Here is a 17,647-nt window from a genome sequence, read left to right on the forward strand (position 1 = left end):
GCGGTAAAGATTTAAAGGAAGAAATCCATACGGAAATAAACCGGCGCTTCACGTTCAGTGATCGGCCCCGGGCGTTCCAAAGAGTGTGCAAAGGTCACCGTGGCGGCGACGTTCTGGCCACGTGCGAACAGCTCCACGGAGTTGCTGCTCATGCGTCCGTGTTGTTCGGCGTTGTAGCGGCCATGGCTGATCACGCCTTGGTCATAACCAAGGCTGGTGCCGTATTCATTGAATACCGGCTGCAACCACGCGATGGTCACCGGGCGACTCCAGCGCAGGTCGTTGCGCCAGTAGCCGCCGCTGTCGCCGGCCAGGCTTTGATCCTTGTAACCACGTATCGATGACTGCCCGCCCAGGCTCATGCGCTGGGGGCTGAACAGCACGTCTTCGCTGCGCTGGCCGGTCATCAGGCTGCTGAAACTGAATGACTCGCCCCATAGTTTGAAGGGGTACAGGTAGCTCACGGTCGCGGTGTATTTGCGGTAGCGCGCATCGGCCTGCCCGGGGCGCGGGTTGTGATTGGCCTGGGCGTCGAACGCGCCAATGCCGTCCTGCATACCCAGGTCGATGTTGAGGAATGAGCCGCCGATACGTCGTCCATGATTGATGCCGAACTGGGCTTCGCTGAGGCGGTTACTGCTCAACGCGAGCTTGCTGTCTTCGATGAAGTTGTTGGTGCGCAGGTAGGCCACGCCGGTGCTGAGTGAGGTTTTGCTCAGGGCGTCGCGATGGATTACCCGTTCCAGGCGCAGTTGATGGCTCTGACTGTCTCCGGACTGTTTGAAGTTGAAATTATTGGCTTGGGCCAGCGAGCGGTATTCGGTTTCGCTGTAGCTGTAATTGAGGTTCCACCAGCCAAAGGGCAGGCTGTAATTGAGCATCGAATTGCGTGAGGTTTTCTGGTGGTCGCTGACGGCATCGTGGCTGCCGCGCAGCGACAATTGATCCGCCAGGCCCAGCGGATTGTCCCAATCCAGGCTGGCGCCCCATTGCTGTTCACCGGTGCTGCGCTGGCCGCCATTGTGACGAGACAGGCCGACGCGCCAGGGTTTCTGAAGGGTGTTCTTGACCAGCACATCGCTGCCGCCTACTTCTTTGCCAGGGGCCAATTCCATCTGCGCCTGGTTGGACGGCAGACGGTTCAGTTGGTCGACCATCTGCTCGATCTCGCGCAGGTTAAGCAACTCGCCCGTCTTGCCCGGAAAGCTCATAAACAGTTGGCGGTCGGTGATGCCGCTGCCTTCTGCGCCCTTCAAACTTTCCAGCTTGCCCTCGACGACTTGGATTTTGAGGACGCCGCTGGAGAGGTCTTGTTGTGGCAAGTACGCGCGGCTGGTGACCAAGCCTTTGGCCAAGTAGCGGTCGGTGATGACCTTGAGCAGTTCATTGAGTTGGGGCACGCCAAGGCATTGGCCAATATAGGGTTTGATCAGACTGGCGCGCTCGCCTTCGGACAAGGCATCGGCGCCGGCAAGTTCGATGGTTTTGATCGTAAAGCAGCGCGTGTCGACGGGCGCTGTCGGCTTGGTAGGCGTAGCAGCTTTGCCGGGCAGGTCCTTGAGTTCTTCGAGGCGGCGTTGTTGCTCTTCGAGCAGGCGATCCTGGCGGTCACGGATCAGGTCAGTAACGCCCGGCGTGTTCTGCGGGGTAGCGCCTTGAGCTGTCCCAGCAAAGCCCAGGCAAAAAAAAGCGGACAGCAGACTGAGCCTGGTCCGGTGTGCCGAACGCCACATTTCTAGATCCCTCTACATGGCTTTGTGCCATCAATTGGCGGCGATCTTATGGTGGCGTTTTAGTGGCGTCAATTAAATGTACAACTTTGTTTCAGTGGTGACACGCGATCACCTGCAGTCTGAAAAATTAAGGTCTTTAACATCAATCACTTAACAGAAATCGCGAATATCTATCCCAGGTCGGTACCTGGCAAAGCAAGTAGCAGGTAAGTTCGCGCCTTTGGCATAGCCGACAGTTTTTTCATGGCAGAAAACCGCTCAATCGTGATGCTACTGTCTGATTGCCTTTTTTAGAGGGGTGCGGCCAGTGAGGTAGACCCCATCATCGGCGCAGAACGCGCCCAGATTGACGCCAACCGTGGTTTTACCCGGCCCGCCTTTGGTTGAAACGACCGCAGTGACTTTCATGATATTGACCTCTGAATCGTAGGATTTGAGATGCATTCATGCTGGCCACGCTGTGCGCTTTGATCACCCCGGAAAAATCCAAGGCAAAAAAAAGCCTGCATCGCTGCAGGCTTTTCCCTATCTGGCTCCACGACCTGGACTCGAACCAGGGACCCAATGATTAACAGTCATTTGCTCTACCAACTGAGCTATCGCGGAATGCGCCGTATGTTACTGATTGAAAAGGAGAAGTCAAGCTTTCCCTGACGGCCTGGACGATTAATCCGGATGACCGGCTGAAAGCTGCTGCTCCTTGGCCAGGTCCAGCCAGGCGCGCACGGCGGGTGGCAGGTGGGCGCTGGCGCGCCAGGCCAGGGCGATGTGCCAGTCGGTGTGGGGTTCGTCGAGAGGGATCAGGGCGATGCCTGCGTGTTGATGCTTGTGCGCCAGCATGCGGGGCAGGAAGGCGACGCCGAGGCCGGCGGTGACCAGGTCGACGATGAAGTCGATCTGCCCGCTGCGCGCCGCCACGCGGGGTATCACGCCTTTGCGCTCGCAGGCGGCGAGGATCTTGGCGTTCAGGGCGAAGCCGGCTTCGAACAGGATGAACGGCGAATCCGCCAGGTCGGCGAAGTCGATGCGTTGACGCTGGGCCAGGGCATGGCTCCTGGGCAGCACGGCCATCAGCGGTTCGTTGCGCACGGGCTGATAATCGAAGCCCGCATCCACCGGCAGCAGCAACGCAGCGAGGTCGACCTCCCCCGCTTCCAGGCACTCGCGCAATCTCTTGCTGCCGTATTCGGTGAGTTCGATGTCGATGTCCGGGTAACGGCTGCGATAGGTGGTAAACATCGTCGCGAACAACACCCCACACCCCACCGGTGGCAGGCCGATGCGCAACACGCCGCGCTTGAGGCCGCGCAGGTCGTTGATCTCGGCGACCAGGTCATGGTGTTCGGCGAGCAGCACCAGGGCGCGACGGTAGGCGATTTCACCAGCAGCGGTCAGTTCATTGCGGTGGCCGAGGCGGTCGAGCAGCGGCATGCCGAGTTCTTCCTCCAGGGTCTTGACCGCCTTGCTCACCGTGGATTGGGTCAAGGCCACCACATCGGCGGCCTGGGAAAATCCGCCCTGGCGCACCACTTCGACGAACGTGCGCAACGTTCTCAAGTTCATGGGTATTCCTTTAGCGACTGGTATCTAGCGATAAAAGTTGTTTTTATCATGACAGATATTTGCCTATCCTGACCCGCCCAGCCTTGTGGAGACACGCTTAATGATCATCTCGTCCGCCTCCGACTACCGCGCAGCGGCCAAACGCAAGCTGCCGCGCTTCCTGTTCGACTACATCGACGGCGGTGCCTACGCCGAGCACACGATGCGCGCGAACAGTTCGGACCTGGCCGAGATCAGCCTACGCCAACGCGTGCTGCGCAATGTCGATAACCTGAGCCTCAAGACCACGCTGTTCGGCCAGACCCTGGACATGCCGGTCATCCTCAGCCCAGTCGGCTTGACCGGCATGTATGCGCGGCGCGGCGAAGTCCAGGCGGCAAAGGCGGCGGCGAACAAGGGCATCCCCTTCTGCCTGTCGACGGTGTCGGTATGTTCGATTGAAGAAGTGGCGTCGCAGAGCCCGCAGTCAATCTGGTTCCAGCTGTATGTGCTCAAGGACCGGGGCTTTATGCGCAATGCCCTGGAGCGGGCCCAGGCGGCGGGGGTCACCACCCTGGTGTTCACCGTGGACATGCCCACACCGGGAGCGCGCTACCGCGATGCCCACTCGGGCATGTCCGGGCCGTTCGCGGCGCAGCGACGCATGTTGCAGGCAGTCACCAAGCCGCAATGGGCGTTCGACGTCGGGCTCATGGGCCGCCCCCACGACCTGGGCAATATCTCCAGGTACCTCGGCAAACCCACTCACCTGGAAGATTACATCGGTTGGCTGGCCAATAACTTCGACCCCTCCATCAGTTGGAAAGACCTGGAGTGGATCCGCGACTTCTGGAAAGGCCCGATGATTATCAAGGGCATCCTCGACCCTCAAGACGCCAGGGACGCAGTCAGTTTCGGCGCCGATGGCATCGTGGTTTCCAACCATGGCGGCCGTCAGTTGGACGGTGTGCTGTCCACCGCCAAGGCCTTGCCACCGATTGCCGATGTCGTGGGCGATGACCTGACGGTGCTGGTGGACTCCGGTATTCGTTCCGGGCTGGACGTGGTGCGCATGCTTGCCCTGGGCGCCAAGGCGTGCCTGCTCGGACGCGCCACCGCCTATGCACTGGCCGCCGATGGGCAGCACGGGGTAGAGAACCTGCTGGAGATCTTCGCCAAGGAGATGCGCGTGGCCATGACGCTGACGGGGGTCACGTCCATCGACCAGATTGACCACAACACGCTGGTGCAATCAGCCAAATAACTGACGTCAGTACTGAAGGACCGTTTTTTTACTGTAAAAACGGTCCTTGATTTGTAAGGACTTTTATTTATTTAAACGAAATGGCACGAATCTCGCTCTAACACCTTCCAAGCAGGTCAAGCGATGACAAGACGTGCGGCAGTGCCCAGGGGTTATAACCCCTGGTAAAGCGGTCTAAACTGTTTCCAATGTTTTACGGAACTGAAGGAACGGTAAGACGCCTGGCATTCGCCACTCTCATCCAGCCTGTAAGACAGCTAAGTGCTTAGAGGCCGTTTGCTTATGAAAACACCAACCCAGACCAACGCAGTTGACTTCGACAGTGCCAAATTGCAACGCCTGGGGTTTGGTCAGCCATCACTCGTACCTCGACGCCCGACGACCGTCGCACAACTTCGCCAGCAGCTGGGGATGCAATTGCAGACCAGCCTGGAACCGCAGCGTATCCTCGCGGTGTTTTTCCGTGAGATCCAACGCCTGGTCCCCCTGGACGCCCTGCAATATCGCCACGAAACCAGCGACCTGCGCCTGGAGTTCGGCCACCGCGGCCACCACTCGGTGAGCTACAGCCTGAGCCACGAAGGCGAGCACCTCGGCGAGCTGATCTTTCGCCGCAACCAGCGCCTGCTGGAAGAGGAACTGGGCCAGCTCGAATCACTGCTGTCGACCCTGCTCTACCCGATGCGCAACGCCCTGCTCTACCGAGCCGCCACCCGCAGCGCCCTGCGCGACCCGTTGACCGAAACGGGCAACCGCATTGCCATGGACCAGACCCTGCAACGGGAAATCGACATGGCGCGCCGGCACTTGAACCCGCTGTCCTTGCTGATGCTGGACATCGACCACTTCAAGATCATCAACGACACCCACGGCCATGCAGCCGGCGATAACGTTTTGCGCGCCGTCGCCGGGGCGATCAAGAGCCAGTTGCGTAACGTGGACATGGTGTTTCGGTTTGGCGGGGAAGAGTTTCTGATCCTGCTGTCCAACACCAGCCGGGATGCAGCGGCCATGGTCGGTGAACGCCTGCGCCAGGCGGCACAGGCCCAGGATTATTGGGCGGACGGGACACGGATCGAATTGACGGTGAGCCTCGGTTGTTCGACCTTGCTGGCCGCCGAGTCGGCCGAGAGCCTGTTGCGTCGCGCCGACAGCGCCTTGTACGTGGCCAAGCGCAAAGGTCGCAATCGCCTGGCAATGGCGGGGTAAAACCCCGCCATCCCCGTTACATCACGCTTCGCTGGCGACGCGCAACGGGCGCTCGCGCACGGCAGCGCTCGCCGGTTTGTCTTTCTCCAGGCGCATGCAACTTTCCAGGAACAGGTACATGTAGTCGTAGCTCTTGCACACGGCCTGGCGCAGCTCTGCCTGCAGTTCCCTGGTAGGGTTCATCCCGGCCAGGGTGCAGATGATTTCCAGGGCTTCCCAAGGATGGGCGTCGTCGTACTGGGCGTGCATCTTCAGCCACTTCATCGCACGCTTGCGGTCTTCCTCGGGAAAGGCTGCCGCATACACACCGGTGGAACATACCACCGCCGACCACTCCCCCGTCGCGCCCTCGATCGCATAGTTGGTCGCGGCAACGGCCACGATCAACGAATCGGACGAGCTGGTGTGCCAGCACCAGTGGCTCAGCGCATGCAACTCCGGCGGCACGTTCTGGGCCTGCAGCTCTTCAAGGCTGACGCCATGGGCACGCGCCCAATGCACCCAATAGTCCGCGTGGTTCAGCTCCACACGGATATTGCGCATCAGCCAACGGCGCGCCATGTCTTCTCCTGGATGGCGGGCAAACTTGGTCTTGGTGAGGTTCTGTGCCATGTACAAGGCAAACTGTTCCACCACGGGCCAGCCACCGATCAGGTAGTGACGCATGGTCTTGGCGCTGAGCGTGTTGTCACGCATGCGTTGGTACAGTTCGTGTTCGACAACCCGGCGCTTGCTCTCGCTGCAGTCCTGGATCAATTGCTGAGCCCAGGCGGGGTAACTTGAGGCTTCCATAAGCGGGCCGGTTCTGCTGAATGTGTCGATCACTATTAAGGCTCCTTTTTAAGTGTGATTTACAGACCGGCAAATGTTTCAGCGGAATGTGCCGGGCGCCCTGAATAACAGAGGCTGCGGCCGCACGGGTCGACGCAAGCTATCAAAGGTAAACAATTGCGGTCGTTCAATCAGGTAGCCCTGAGCGTAATCCACACCGATGTCGAGCAAAGCCTGTTCGATCTGCGGGGTTTCAACAAATTCGGCAATTGTGCGCTTTCCCATGACATGGCCGATGTGGTTGATCACTTCGACCATCGCGCGGTTAATCGGGTCGTCCAGCATATCCTTTACGAAACTTCCATCGATCTTCAGGAAGTCTACAGGTAAATGTTTCAGATACGCGAATGAGGACATTCCGGCGCAGAAGTCATCGAGGGAAAAGAAGCAACCTAAGGCTTTGAGTTCGTTAATAAAGCGAATGGCACTGCCCAGGTTCGCAATAGCGCTTGTTTCAGTTATTTCAAAACAAATCATTTCTGGCGGAATGCGGTAAGCCTCGAATTTCTCACGTAAAAAACCGAGGAAATCATCGTCGCCAATCGTAATGCCTGACAGATTGATCGCACACATCGCCATAGGCCGGCCGGGGTGCTCGTGCATGCAACGGGCAATGATCCTGAATACGTTCTCCACCACCCAACGGTCCAGGGAGGTCATCAAACCATAACGCTCAGCTGCGGGGATGAAGCTGTCGGGCAGGATGATCCGACCCGCCTCGTCGTGCAGGCGCAGCAGGATTTCAATATGTCCACTGCCGCCGTCGGCACTTCCCAAGGGCGAGATTTCCTGGGCGTACAGGCAAAACCGGTTCTCCTCCAGCGCCATGTGCAAACGCTGCACCCAGGCCATTTCGCCAAAGCGCAGGGACAGCTCCGAGTCATCGGCGTGGTACACCTGCACTCGGTTGCGGCCTTTTTCCTTGGCCATGTAGCAGGCCATGTCGGCGGCGCGCAACGAGGTTTCCAGGGTGGTCGGGGTTTGGGAGATCTGCACCAGGCCGATGCTCACGGTGGTCATGAACGGCCGCCCCTTCCACACAAAATGCAGGCTCTGCACGGTGTGGCGCAGGCTCTCGGCGACTTTTTCCGCCACCGCCGCCGGGCAGTTCTCCAGCAGGATGCCGAATTCATCGCCCCCCAGGCGCGCCAGGGTGTCACCTTCGCGTAAATCCGATTGCAGCAGCGCGCAGATATGCCGTAGCAACTCGTCGCCCGCCGCATGGCCGCAGGTGTCGTTGACCAGCTTGAACTGGTCGAGGTCGAGGAACATCAATGCATGTCGCCCGCCCTGGGGCTGCCCTGCCCTGTGCAGCACCTGCTCAAGGCGGTACTCGAACTCGCGACGGTTGGCCAGGCCGGTCAAGGCGTCGTGTGTGGCCTGCCACGACAGGTTGGCGATGTACTGACGCTCCTGGGTCATGTCGTGCAGGACCAGCACGGCACCACTGACCTGGCCGCCGCTGAGGATCGGCGCTCCCACCAGAGTGACGGAGACCGTGCTGCCGTCCAGGCGCTGGATGGTTTTCGAATGCTCGCTGCCGCCCTTGAACCGGCCCTTGACGATGTGTTCGATCAGGGTAAAACCATCCGGCTGCGCATTGTCATCGAGCAGATTGAACAGTGCCGCCAGGGGCAGGCCTTGGGCCTGCGCCGAGTTCCAGTGAGTCATCGCCTCGGCTGCCGGGTTCATATAGGTAATGGTCCCGTCCACAGTGGTGGTGATTACCCCGTCGCCAATCGACTCCAGGGTGATCTGCGCACGCTCCTTCTCGGCCTGCAGGGCATTGGCGAACGCATGACGCTGGGCCAGTAGCTTATGGGTACGCAACAGCGCCAGCACAATCAGGCCCAGGGCCGTCGCCAGGTTGGTGATCAGCAACAACCGCAGAATCATCCGCGAGCCTTCGCCCAGGGCGTCGCTGAAGGCTTTGGCGGCGGGGGTCACGCCCTCATTGATCGCGGTGATACGGGCTTTCCACTGCCGGACTTCATTGGGATTGACCTGCTGGTCGGCATTGATCGCTCGGTGCATCTCGCGGGCCAGCTCATCCAACTCAACCAAGTAGCCATCGCCTACGGTCCACAGCTCAATGGCTTTTTCCAGGTAGCTGAAATGCCGAAAATTCAGGTACAGCCAGATCAGGCTGGACACATCGTCCGGGTGGTTGCCGCCCTTGAGGATGCCCAGGCGCGCCGCGGCCAGGTCAGGGCTGGGACGGTCCAGGGCAATGCGCAACTCATGGCCGCCCTGAGGCACGGCAATGGCCTGCTGATATTTGAGATAGGTGGTTTCGGCGCGGTTATCGGCATACAGCGTCAGGTAATAGATCGCGTCCTTCTGGCCCTTGGACCACAGGCTCTCGCCGCCCACATAACCACGCACCGCTGAAAGCACGTAGAGACTGACGCAACCCAACAATGCCTGGAACAGCACGACGGCGATAAAGGGCCAGACAATGCCCAATAGCCGAGGCGTTCCGAAAGTCCGCTTTTGCTTCATGAAGTCCCTTGCATATGCACTGCTGGAAACGCACGCAAACACCCACTTCCGATAGCACAGCCTAGGCTAAATCAACGTATTTGCTGCAAGTGCCCATAGAGTTTGGCGTAAAGACCGCCATCGGCGATCAATTGCTGATGATCGCCATCCTCAGCAATATGACCACCGTCAAACACTAACACTCGATCAGCTTGTTTCACCGCCGACAGACGGTGGGCGATGATCAGTGTAGTACGGCCACTGAGGAACCGCGCCAGCGCCTGGTGCAGGTTGTATTCGGTGGCGGCGTCCAGGGCCGAGGTTGCTTCGTCGAGTATCACCACCTTGGGTTCGGCCAGGACCATGCGCGCAATCGCCAGGCGCTGGCGCTGGCCCCCGGAAAAGCGCACGCCGGAACGCCCGACCACACTGTCCAGGCCCTGGGGCAAGGCCTTGACCGTCGCCTCCAGCTGGGCGATTTCCAGCGCCTGCCAGCACGCCTGGTCACTGCGTTCACGGCCCATGGTCAAGTTGGCGCGCACGGTATCGTTGAACAGCGCCGGGTGTTGCAGCACCACCGCAACATGCTCGCGAAGGGTCTCCAGGCCAATCTCCTGCTGAGTGGCACCGCCAAACCGGATACTGCCCGCCTGGGGTGTGTAGAGCCCGAGCAACAATTGCACCAGGGTGCTTTTGCCACCGCCGCTGGCGCCGACGATTGCTACCTTCTCACCGGGCGCGATGGCCAGGTTCAACTGGTCGAGTACCAGCTCTTCGCCGTAGCCGAAGTCCAGGCCGCGCACTTCGATGCCCACGGTGTCGTGCCCGGTGAACGGATCAGCACCGCCGGCATATTGCGGCTCATCGGCACGCGCCAGCAGTTCGTTGATCCGCGTCAGCGCCCCGCCTGCCGCGTAGTAGGCGTATTGCAGGTTCAGCAACTGCTCCACCGGGCCGATCATGAACCACAGGTAGCTGAACACCGCGAGCATCTGGCCGATGGACAGGTCGGAAAACAGCACGGTGAGCATCGCCGCCGCACGGAAGATGTCGATACCGAACTGGAACAGCAACCCACTGGCGCGGCTCGAAGCGTCGGTTTTCCATTGCGAATGAATGGCGTAGTCACGCACTTCCTGGGCTCGCTGGCCGAGGCGCCCGAGGAAAAAGCCCTGGCGGTTGCCGGCGCGCACTTCCTGGATGGCATCCAGGGTTTCGGTCAGGGCCTGGGTAAAACGCGAGGTGCTATCGTTTTCCAGCTTCTTCAGGTGCTTGACGCGCTTGCCCAACTGCACCGTGGCGTAGATCACCAACGGGTTGAACAGCAGGATCAACAGCGCCAGCTGCCAATGCATCCACACCAGGATCGCCGAGGTACCCACCAGGGTCAGCATGGCCACCAGGAAACGGCTGAGGGTTTCACCGACAAACTTGTCCAGCGTATCCAGGTCGGTGACCAGGTGGGTGGTGACGGTCCCGCTGCCCAGGCTTTCGTATTCGCCCAGGGAGATGCGCTTGAGCCGCTCGATCAGGCGCACGCGGATGCGGTACACGATGTCCTTGGCCAAGCGCGCAAACAACCGCGCCTGCACCACGTTGAACAGCAGCGCGCCACAACGCAGAAACAGCGTCACCAGCAGCATCAGGCCGATATAGCCGGCCGCCTTCTGCCAACCCAGGGGCAGTACGTGGTTCATCACCTTGAGCGCGGCATCGCCGTGTCCCAACAGCACTTCATCCACCAGCAACGGCAACAGCAAGGGAATCGGCACGCTGCACAAGGTCGCCAGCACGGCGACGCCATTGGCGATCCACAGGGACTTCTTGTGCCGCAGGGCCAGGCGGCGAATTTCCGCCCAGGTCAGTCGGTCGGAACGGGGTGACTGGTCATGCACAGGTCGCTCGCTCCAGCCATCGCCCCAACAACGGTGACAGCTCGGACAGCGGCTGGTAGCCGTTGGTCAGCAACGCCAACTGGCCGTTACGCTCGGCGAGCAAGGTCGGAAACCCGGCGATCCCCAGGTCCTGGACCCAGGTGAAGTCAGCGGCGGTCGCGGCATGCTGCTCGGCACGGTCGAATGCGCCGGCAAACTCGATGCGCGGGATGCCTGCCTTTTCAGCCAGTTCCACCAGCACGCTGGCGAGGGTCACGTCGCGGCCCTCGACATAAAACGCGCGCTGAATCAGCCCCAACAGTGTCCAGGCGCAATCAGGCGCCAGGCTGCGCGCGGTGACGATGGCACGGCAGGCAGGCTCGGTGTCATAGACAAAGCCGTCGGGCAACGCGCCATCGCGCTTGAACGGCTGGCCGGTGGCGTCGGTGACCGCCTGCCAGTGCTCGAGGATGTAGCGCCGCGTGGTCGGCTCCAGTGCCGCGCCGCTGCCGGTGCGCAAGCCGCCCACCACCAGGTGCACATCCACGCCGGCCGCCTGGGCCTGCTCGACCAGCGCCTGCGCCACCGGGGCAAAGCCCCAGCACCAGGAACACATCGGGTCCATCACATAGAGCAGGCGCGCGGGCATGGGTCAGGCCTCGGAAGGGGTTTGCTTGTAGTTGAAGCCAATCGGGTGCGGCATATTGCGGGCCTTGGCCAGCTCAATCTGCTTTTGCCGGTCGATCGCGCTACGACGGGTTTTCTCCGGCAGCTTATCCCAGCAATGGGGACAACTGATGCCAGCCACATAGTGTTCGGATGCGCGGTCGGAGGCGCTCACCGGTGTGCGACAGGCGTGACATTGATCGTAGTCGCCTTCGCTCAGGTCGTGGCGCACAGTGACGCGATTGTCGAACACAAAGCAGTCGCCCTGCCATTTGGTTTCTGCCTGCGGCACCTCTTCGAGGTACTTCAGGATGCCGCCCTTGAGGTGGTAGACCTCATCGAAACCTTCGCTGAGCATGTAGCTCGACGCCTTCTCGCAACGAATGCCGCCAGTACAGAACATGGCGACCTTCTTGTGCCTGGCCGGGTCGAAGTTGGCTTTGATATAGGCGGGAAATTCGCGAAAACTGGTGGTTTTCGGGTCGATTGCGCCTTCGAAGGTGCCGATCGATACTTCGTAGTCGTTGCGGGTGTCGATCAACAGCACTTCGGGGTCGCTGATCAGCGCGTTCCAGTCCTGCGGGTCGACATAGGTGCCGACTTTCTTGTTCGGGTCGACGCCTTCGACGCCCAGGGTCACGATCTCTTTCTTGAGCTTGACCTTGGTGCGGTAGAACGGCTGCTCATCGCAGTACGACTCTTTATGGTCGATGTCATCCATGCGCGGGTCGTTCTTCAGCCAGGCCATCAGGCCATCAATGCCTTCGCGGCTGCCGGAAACCGTGCCATTGATGCCTTCTTCGGCGATCAGCAAGGTGCCTTTGATGCCGTTGTCGACCATCGCTTGCAGCAGTGGCTCGCGCAGGGCGACGTAATCTTCGAGGGTGACGAACTTATACAGTGCCGCCACGACAATCGGTTGAGTCATGGGTGTTCTCTCCAGGTGGCTACCCTCGTAAGGGGTGAACCGGATGCAAAAAAAACGCGCCGGCTGAGCGGCGCGCTGCGGATTCTAGCAAATGCAGGGTGTCAGAGACACCCGCGTATCAGCCATGCCCGCCGGCGCAGGTCGGCGAGGCCGGGGCTGCGTCGATTTTCGCCCATTCTTCGGGCGTGTAGGTATGCAGCGCCAGCGCATGAAATTCGCTCATCAGATCCCCCAGAGTGGCGTAGACCTTCTGGTGGCGCTTGACGCGGTTAAGCCCCTCGAACTGCTGGCTGACCAGCACGGCCTTGAAGTGGGTCTGCAACCCACGGCTGTGCATATGGCTTTCATCCAGCACGCTCAAGTGCTCCGGGGCCAGGGCGGCGAGCGCCATTTCGATACGCTGTTGCATGGTCATTCCTGCTTACTTCTTCTTGGCCGGTGCGGCGGCTTTTGGCGTCAACTCGTTGGTCATGTCTTCCAACAGCTTGTTCACCACCGGCACGGCGCTTTCCAGCTTGGCCTGGGTCATCTGGGCCGATTGCTGGGTCAGCTGCGGCATTTTTTCCAGGACTTTCTTGCCCAGTGGCGACTGGTAGAAAGCAACCAGGTCCTTGAGCTCGGATTCACTGAAGTTGGTGGTGTAGAGCTTGACCATGTCCGGTTTCAGCTTCGGCCAGCCGATGGCCTGGTCCAGGGCGGCGTTGGCCTTGGCCTGGTAGCTGTCCAGTACGGACTGCTTGGCGGCAGGCGCCTTGGTCTGTTCGAAACGCTGGGCGAACATTTGCTGCACTTGCATGTACACCGGGGTACCCAGCTTGTCGGCATGGGCCAGGGTAAGGAAGGCTTCGGCACTGGCGTTGTGGCTGGCGGTATCGGCAAAAACCTGGCCGCTGGCGCAAACCAGAGCAACCGCGGTACAGATGGCACGAAGACGAGTCATCGAGTTTCCTTTTCTAGCAGGCGAGGTAAGACCCCAAGGGCGCCCATTCTGCGCCTAAAAAACGCTGCGGCTCAACCCCGAGCCTTACCGGGCGCGGATTGCGGTGAATGAATCCGATGAAAAGTCTTTTAGGGAACCCCCCAGGCCGATCAGGGCCTAAACTGCGCAAACGAACCTGAAGGAGAGTGCCCGATGAGCCGTATCGAAACCGACAGCCTGGGAGAAGTGGAAGTCCCGGATGACGCTTACTGGGGCGCCCAGACCCAACGTTCGCTGGTGAATTTCGCCATCGGCGAACAGCGCATGCCCCTCGCGGTACTGCACGCACTGGCCCTGATCAAGAAGGCCGCCGCCCGGATCAACGACCGCAACGGCGACCTGCCCGCCGACATTGCCCGCCTGATCGAACAGGCCGCCGACGAAGTGCTCGATGGCCAACATGATGACCAGTTCCCCCTGGTCGTCTGGCAAACCGGCAGCGGCACCCAGAGCAACATGAACGCCAACGAGGTCATCGCCGGCCGCGCCAACGAGCTGTCGGGCAAGCCCCGTGGCGGCAAGAGCCCGGTGCACCCCAACGATCATGTGAACCGCTCCCAAAGCTCCAACGACTGCTTCCCTACGGCCATGAGCATTGCGGCGGTGCAAGCGGTGCACCAGCAGTTGTTGCCGGCGATCAATACGCTGTCCGGCGGCCTCGCGGAATTGTCGGCGCGGCATGCAAAACTGGTGAAGACGGGCCGCACCCACATGATGGACGCCACGCCGATCACCTTCGGCCAGGAGATCTCGGCGTTTATCGCCCAGCTCGACTACGCCGAACGGGCGATCCGCAGCGCCCTGCCCCAGGTATGCGAGCTGGCCCAGGGTGGCACGGCGGTGGGCACCGGGCTCAATGCGCCCCATGGCTTCAGCGAGGCAATTGCTTCGGAATTGGCGGCGTTGTCGGGCCTGCCCTTCGTCACCGCGCCGAACAAATTCGCCGCATTGGCCGGCCATGAACCGATCGTGACCTTGCACGGCGCCCTGAAAACCCTGGCCGTGGCCCTGATGAAAATCGCCAACGACCTGCGCCTGCTGGGCTCCGGCCCGCGTGCCGGCCTTGCCGAGGTGAAACTGCCGGCCAACGAGCCCGGCAGCTCGATCATGCCCGGCAAGGTCAACCCGACCCAGTGCGAGGCGCTGTCGATGCTGGCCTGCCAGGTGCTGGGCAATGACGTGACCATCGGCATCGCGGCGAGCCAGGGGCATTTGCAGTTGAACGTGTACAAGCCGGTGATCATCCACAACCTGCTGGAATCGATCCGCCTGCTGGCCGATGGCTGCAATAACTTCCAGGAGCACTGCATCGCCGGCCTCGAACCCGACGCCGGGAAAATGGCCGAGCACCTGGAGCGCGGGCTGATGCTGGTCACGGCGCTCAACCCGCACATCGGCTATGACAAGTCGGCAGAGATCGCCAAGAAGGCCTACGCCGAAGGCTTGACCCTTCGGGAAGCGGCGTTGGACCTGGGCTACCTCACCGACGCAGAGTTCGACCAGTGGGTACGCCCGGAAAACATGCTGGGTGCCTAGGACGCCATGCGTAGCCGCCGGGCCTTGAGCCCGGCGAGCAACGACGGCGCCAGCGCCACCGCCGCCGACCCCAGCACCACCACCAACGCGCCGAAATAGCCCAGGGCATTGATCTCTTCGGCCTGCACATAGTCCGGCCACAGCCACGCCGCCAACGCCACCGCGACAAAGGTCACCAATGGCGTCAGGGCCAGGGTCGCGCTCACCCGCGAGGCTTCCCAGTGGGCCAGGGCTTCGGCAAATGCACCGTAGGCCACCAGTGTGTTCATGCAGCACGCCAGCAACAGCCAGCCTTGCAGCGGGCTCAGTTGCAGGGCCTCCAGCGGATGCGCCCACGGCGTCAGCAGCACGGCGCACGACAGGTAGATCACCATCATCACTTGCAGCGAATTCCACACAGTCAGCAACTGCTTCTGGCCCAGGGCATAGAACACCCAGACCGACGTCGCCAGCAGGACCGTCAGCACGCCGGCGGTGTAGGCGCCAAGGGACGTCAGCAACTCTTCCAGGCGTTGGTTGAAGAACAGCCCGAAGCCGATGATCAGCACCACCAGGCCCACGCACTGCCCGACGCTGAAACGCTCCTTGAACACAAACACGCTGGCGATCATCAGGAAGATCGGGCCCATCTGCACCACCAGTTGCGCGGTGCCGGGGCTGAGCAGTTTCAGGCCCACCAGGTACAACACGTAGTTACCCACCAGGCCGCACACCGCCATCGCCACCAACCAGCCGCCCCTGGGGCCGAGCACTTTACGGCTGGGCAGGCGCCTGGTCGCGGCGAGGTACACGAACAGGCAACTGCCGGCCACCATCAGGCGAAACCAGGTGACGGTGATCGGGTCCATCACCTGCAACACTTGCTTGAGCTTGATCGGCAGAATGCCCCAGAGCAGCGCGGTCAGCAGGGTCAGGAGAAAACCGTAGACCCAGCGGCCGGAAGAGATGTGCATGAGTGCCCCAGAAGCCAGAGGAAGTGGAGCGGGCATTCTAGGGGGAAGTGAGCGAATTGGGATACGCCGCAGTTCAAATGTGGGAGGGGCAAGTCGAATCGTCGCACTCCCCCTCCCACACTTATCAGCGCACGGCTTCGAACAGCCCCGTGGCGCCCATGCCGCCGCCCACGCACATAGTGACGATGCCATAACGCACATTGCGCCGTTGCAGCTCACGCACCAGGTGCCCCACCTGGCGCGAGCCGGTCATGCCGAACGGGTGGCCGATGGAAATCGAGCCGCCGTTGACGTTGTACCTGGCGTTATCGATGCCCAGGCGATTGCGCGCATACAGGCACTGCGACGCAAAGGCCTCGTTGAGTTCCCACAGGTCGATGTCCGCCACCTGCAAGCCCCGCGCCTTGAGCAGCTTGGGCACCGAGAACACCGGGCCGATACCCATCTCATCCGGCTCGCAGCCGGCCACGGTGAAACCGCGGAAAAACGCCTTGGGCTTGAGCCCCAGTGCCAGGGCTTTTTCCAGGCTCATCACCAGGGTCATCGAGGCGCCGTCGGAGAGCTGCGAGGAGTTACCCGCCGTCACCGAGCCGTCTTCGGCGAACACCGGCTTCAAACCGGACAGGCTGGCCAACGTGGTGTCCGGGCGGTTGCAGTCATCGCGATCAACCACGCCGTCGAGGATCTGCACGGCGCCGGTGTTCTTGTCCTCGACCTTGTACTTGACCGCCATCGGCACGATTTCATCATCAAACAAACCCTCCGCCTGGGCCTGGGCGGTGCGCTGCTGGCTTTGCAGGGCGTAGAGGTCCTGTTCTTCGCGGCTGACGTCATAGCGGCGGGCGACGATTTCCGCAGTCTGGCCCATGGGGAAGTAGATGCCCGGCACCTGCTCCTTGAGCAGCGGGTTGATCAGGTTATCGGTGTTGACGCTTTTCATGGTCAGGCTGATGGACTCGACGCCACCGGCAACGATGATGTCGCTGCAACCCGACGCGATCTGGTTGGCCGCAATCGCAATCGCCTGCAAGCCCGACGAGCAGAACCGGTTGAGGGTCATGCCCGCCGTACCGGTGCCCAATTGCGACAGCACGGCCACGTTGCGCCCGATGTTGTAGCCCTGGGCGCCTTCATTGGAACCGGCGCCGACGATGCAATCCTCGACGCTGGCCGGGTCGATGCCGTTGCGGGTCAGCAGTGCGTTGACGCAATGGGCCGCCATGTCATCCGGGCGGGTCTGGTTGAACTTGCCGCGAAAGGATTTGGCCAGGCCGGTTCGCACGCTGTCGACGATCACTACTTCACGCATGGGCTACCTCGATCTTGTCGTTGTGGGGAGATGGATCGAGGATAGATCCAGGCCTGGCCCACCGCGACGATCATTCATCCGGCGTATACAAAAGCATGGTGACGAACATAAACCTGTGGCTGGGCCGGCCTGTTGTGGCAAGCGGGCCGGTTGTGGTGAGCAGGCTTGTTGTAGTCAGCAGGGTTGTTGTGGTGAGGGGGCTTGTTGTGGTGAGCGGGCTTGCCCCGCGCTGGGCTGCGAAGCGGCCCCAAAACCAGCCAATGAGGTCTGCCTGAAAGAACGCGGCGCCTTGGTCAGGGCCGCTTCGCGCCCCAGCGCGGGGCAAGCCCGCTCACCACAACA

At 61.1% G+C, this 17,647-nt stretch carries 14 protein-coding genes, 1 tRNA gene and 1 pseudogene; 3 read left to right on the forward strand and 13 right to left on the reverse strand.

Features of this window, described 5'->3' with window-relative positions; genetic code table 11:
• Nucleotides 1-11: 11 nt before the first annotated feature.
• From BB029_RS19715 to BB029_RS19725, 4 genes and pseudogenes are all read right to left on the reverse strand, one after another.
• Complete coding sequence (locus BB029_RS19715; RefSeq protein WP_083236460.1) at nt 12-1,733, reverse strand: ShlB/FhaC/HecB family hemolysin secretion/activation protein; 1,722 nt, start codon at nt 1,731-1,733, stop codon at nt 12-14.
• Between the two features lie 315 nt (nt 1,734-2,048).
• Nucleotides 2,049-2,141 (reverse strand): annotated as a pseudogene (locus tag BB029_RS33855) (ParA family protein); the annotation flags it as partial.
• A 122-nt stretch (nt 2,142-2,263) separates the two neighbouring features.
• A tRNA-Asn gene (locus BB029_RS19720) sits at nt 2,264-2,339 on the reverse strand.
• Between the two features lie 60 nt (nt 2,340-2,399).
• On the reverse strand, nt 2,400-3,296 hold the full coding sequence (locus BB029_RS19725) for a LysR family transcriptional regulator (RefSeq protein WP_065940478.1): 897 nt from the start codon (nt 3,294-3,296) through the stop codon (nt 2,400-2,402).
• Nucleotides 3,297-3,396: 100 nt separating this feature from the next.
• On the opposite strand from BB029_RS19725, the gene lldD reads away from it, so the two are divergent.
• A complete protein-coding gene (lldD, locus tag BB029_RS19730; RefSeq protein ID WP_065940479.1) occupies nt 3,397-4,539 on the forward strand; it encodes an FMN-dependent L-lactate dehydrogenase LldD in 1,143 nt (380 codons plus the stop codon).
• A 282-nt stretch (nt 4,540-4,821) separates the two neighbouring features.
• Nucleotides 4,822-5,748 (forward strand): GGDEF domain-containing protein, encoded by a 927-nt coding sequence (locus BB029_RS19735; protein ID WP_065940480.1) that lies wholly within the window; start codon nt 4,822-4,824, stop codon nt 5,746-5,748.
• A 21-nt stretch (nt 5,749-5,769) separates the two neighbouring features.
• Here the strand turns inward: BB029_RS19735 and BB029_RS19740 are convergent, their stop codons facing one another.
• From BB029_RS19740 to BB029_RS19770, 7 genes are all read right to left on the reverse strand, one after another.
• Nucleotides 5,770-6,540 (reverse strand): TenA family transcriptional regulator, encoded by a 771-nt coding sequence (locus BB029_RS19740; protein ID WP_301294687.1) that lies wholly within the window; start codon nt 6,538-6,540, stop codon nt 5,770-5,772.
• 78 nt (nt 6,541-6,618) lie between these two features.
• Nucleotides 6,619-9,081, reverse strand: coding sequence for an EAL domain-containing protein (locus tag BB029_RS19745; RefSeq protein ID WP_065940482.1), 2,463 nt, complete (start codon nt 9,079-9,081; stop codon nt 6,619-6,621).
• A gap of 71 nt (nt 9,082-9,152) precedes the next feature.
• Nucleotides 9,153-10,955 carry an ABC transporter ATP-binding protein gene (locus BB029_RS19750; RefSeq protein ID WP_065940483.1) on the reverse strand — a complete coding sequence of 601 codons (1,803 nt, stop codon included), beginning with the start codon at nt 10,953-10,955 and terminating at the stop codon, nt 9,153-9,155.
• Nucleotides 10,948-11,550: a DsbA family protein gene (locus tag BB029_RS19755; RefSeq protein ID WP_169898031.1), complete on the reverse strand. Its 603-nt coding sequence runs from the start codon at nt 11,548-11,550 to the stop codon at nt 10,948-10,950. The genes BB029_RS19750 and BB029_RS19755 overlap by 8 nt, the downstream gene beginning before the upstream one ends.
• A 36-nt stretch (nt 11,551-11,586) precedes the next feature.
• Nucleotides 11,587-12,528, reverse strand: coding sequence for a rhodanese-related sulfurtransferase (locus BB029_RS19760; protein WP_027603959.1), 942 nt, complete (start codon nt 12,526-12,528; stop codon nt 11,587-11,589).
• 118 nt (nt 12,529-12,646) lie between these two features.
• On the reverse strand, nt 12,647-12,943 hold the full coding sequence (locus tag BB029_RS19765; protein WP_065940484.1) for a BolA family transcriptional regulator: 297 nt from the start codon (nt 12,941-12,943) through the stop codon (nt 12,647-12,649).
• Nucleotides 12,944-12,949: 6 nt separating this feature from the next.
• Entirely contained in the window at nt 12,950-13,468 is a 519-nt protein-coding gene (locus BB029_RS19770) for a DUF2059 domain-containing protein (RefSeq protein WP_003236690.1), read from the reverse strand.
• Between the two features lie 192 nt (nt 13,469-13,660).
• Between BB029_RS19770 and BB029_RS19775 the strand changes: the two genes are divergently transcribed.
• Nucleotides 13,661-15,043, forward strand: coding sequence for a class II fumarate hydratase (locus tag BB029_RS19775; RefSeq protein WP_065940485.1), 1,383 nt, complete (start codon nt 13,661-13,663; stop codon nt 15,041-15,043).
• Here BB029_RS19775 and BB029_RS19780 read toward each other — a convergent pair.
• Both BB029_RS19780 and BB029_RS19785 read right to left on the reverse strand, forming a co-directional pair.
• A complete protein-coding gene (locus BB029_RS19780; protein ID WP_065940486.1) occupies nt 15,040-15,996 on the reverse strand; it encodes a DMT family transporter in 957 nt (318 codons plus the stop codon). The two genes, BB029_RS19775 and BB029_RS19780, sit on opposite strands and share 4 nt — an antisense overlap.
• Nucleotides 15,997-16,120: 124 nt before the next feature.
• Nucleotides 16,121-17,305: a thiolase family protein gene (locus BB029_RS19785; protein ID WP_027603956.1), complete on the reverse strand. Its 1,185-nt coding sequence runs from the start codon at nt 17,303-17,305 to the stop codon at nt 16,121-16,123.
• Nucleotides 17,306-17,647: the final 342 nt, after the last annotated feature.

The sequence above is a fragment of the Pseudomonas sp. S3E12 genome, from assembly GCF_001702295.1.
Classification (GTDB): domain Bacteria; phylum Pseudomonadota; class Gammaproteobacteria; order Pseudomonadales; family Pseudomonadaceae; genus Aquipseudomonas; species Aquipseudomonas marginalis.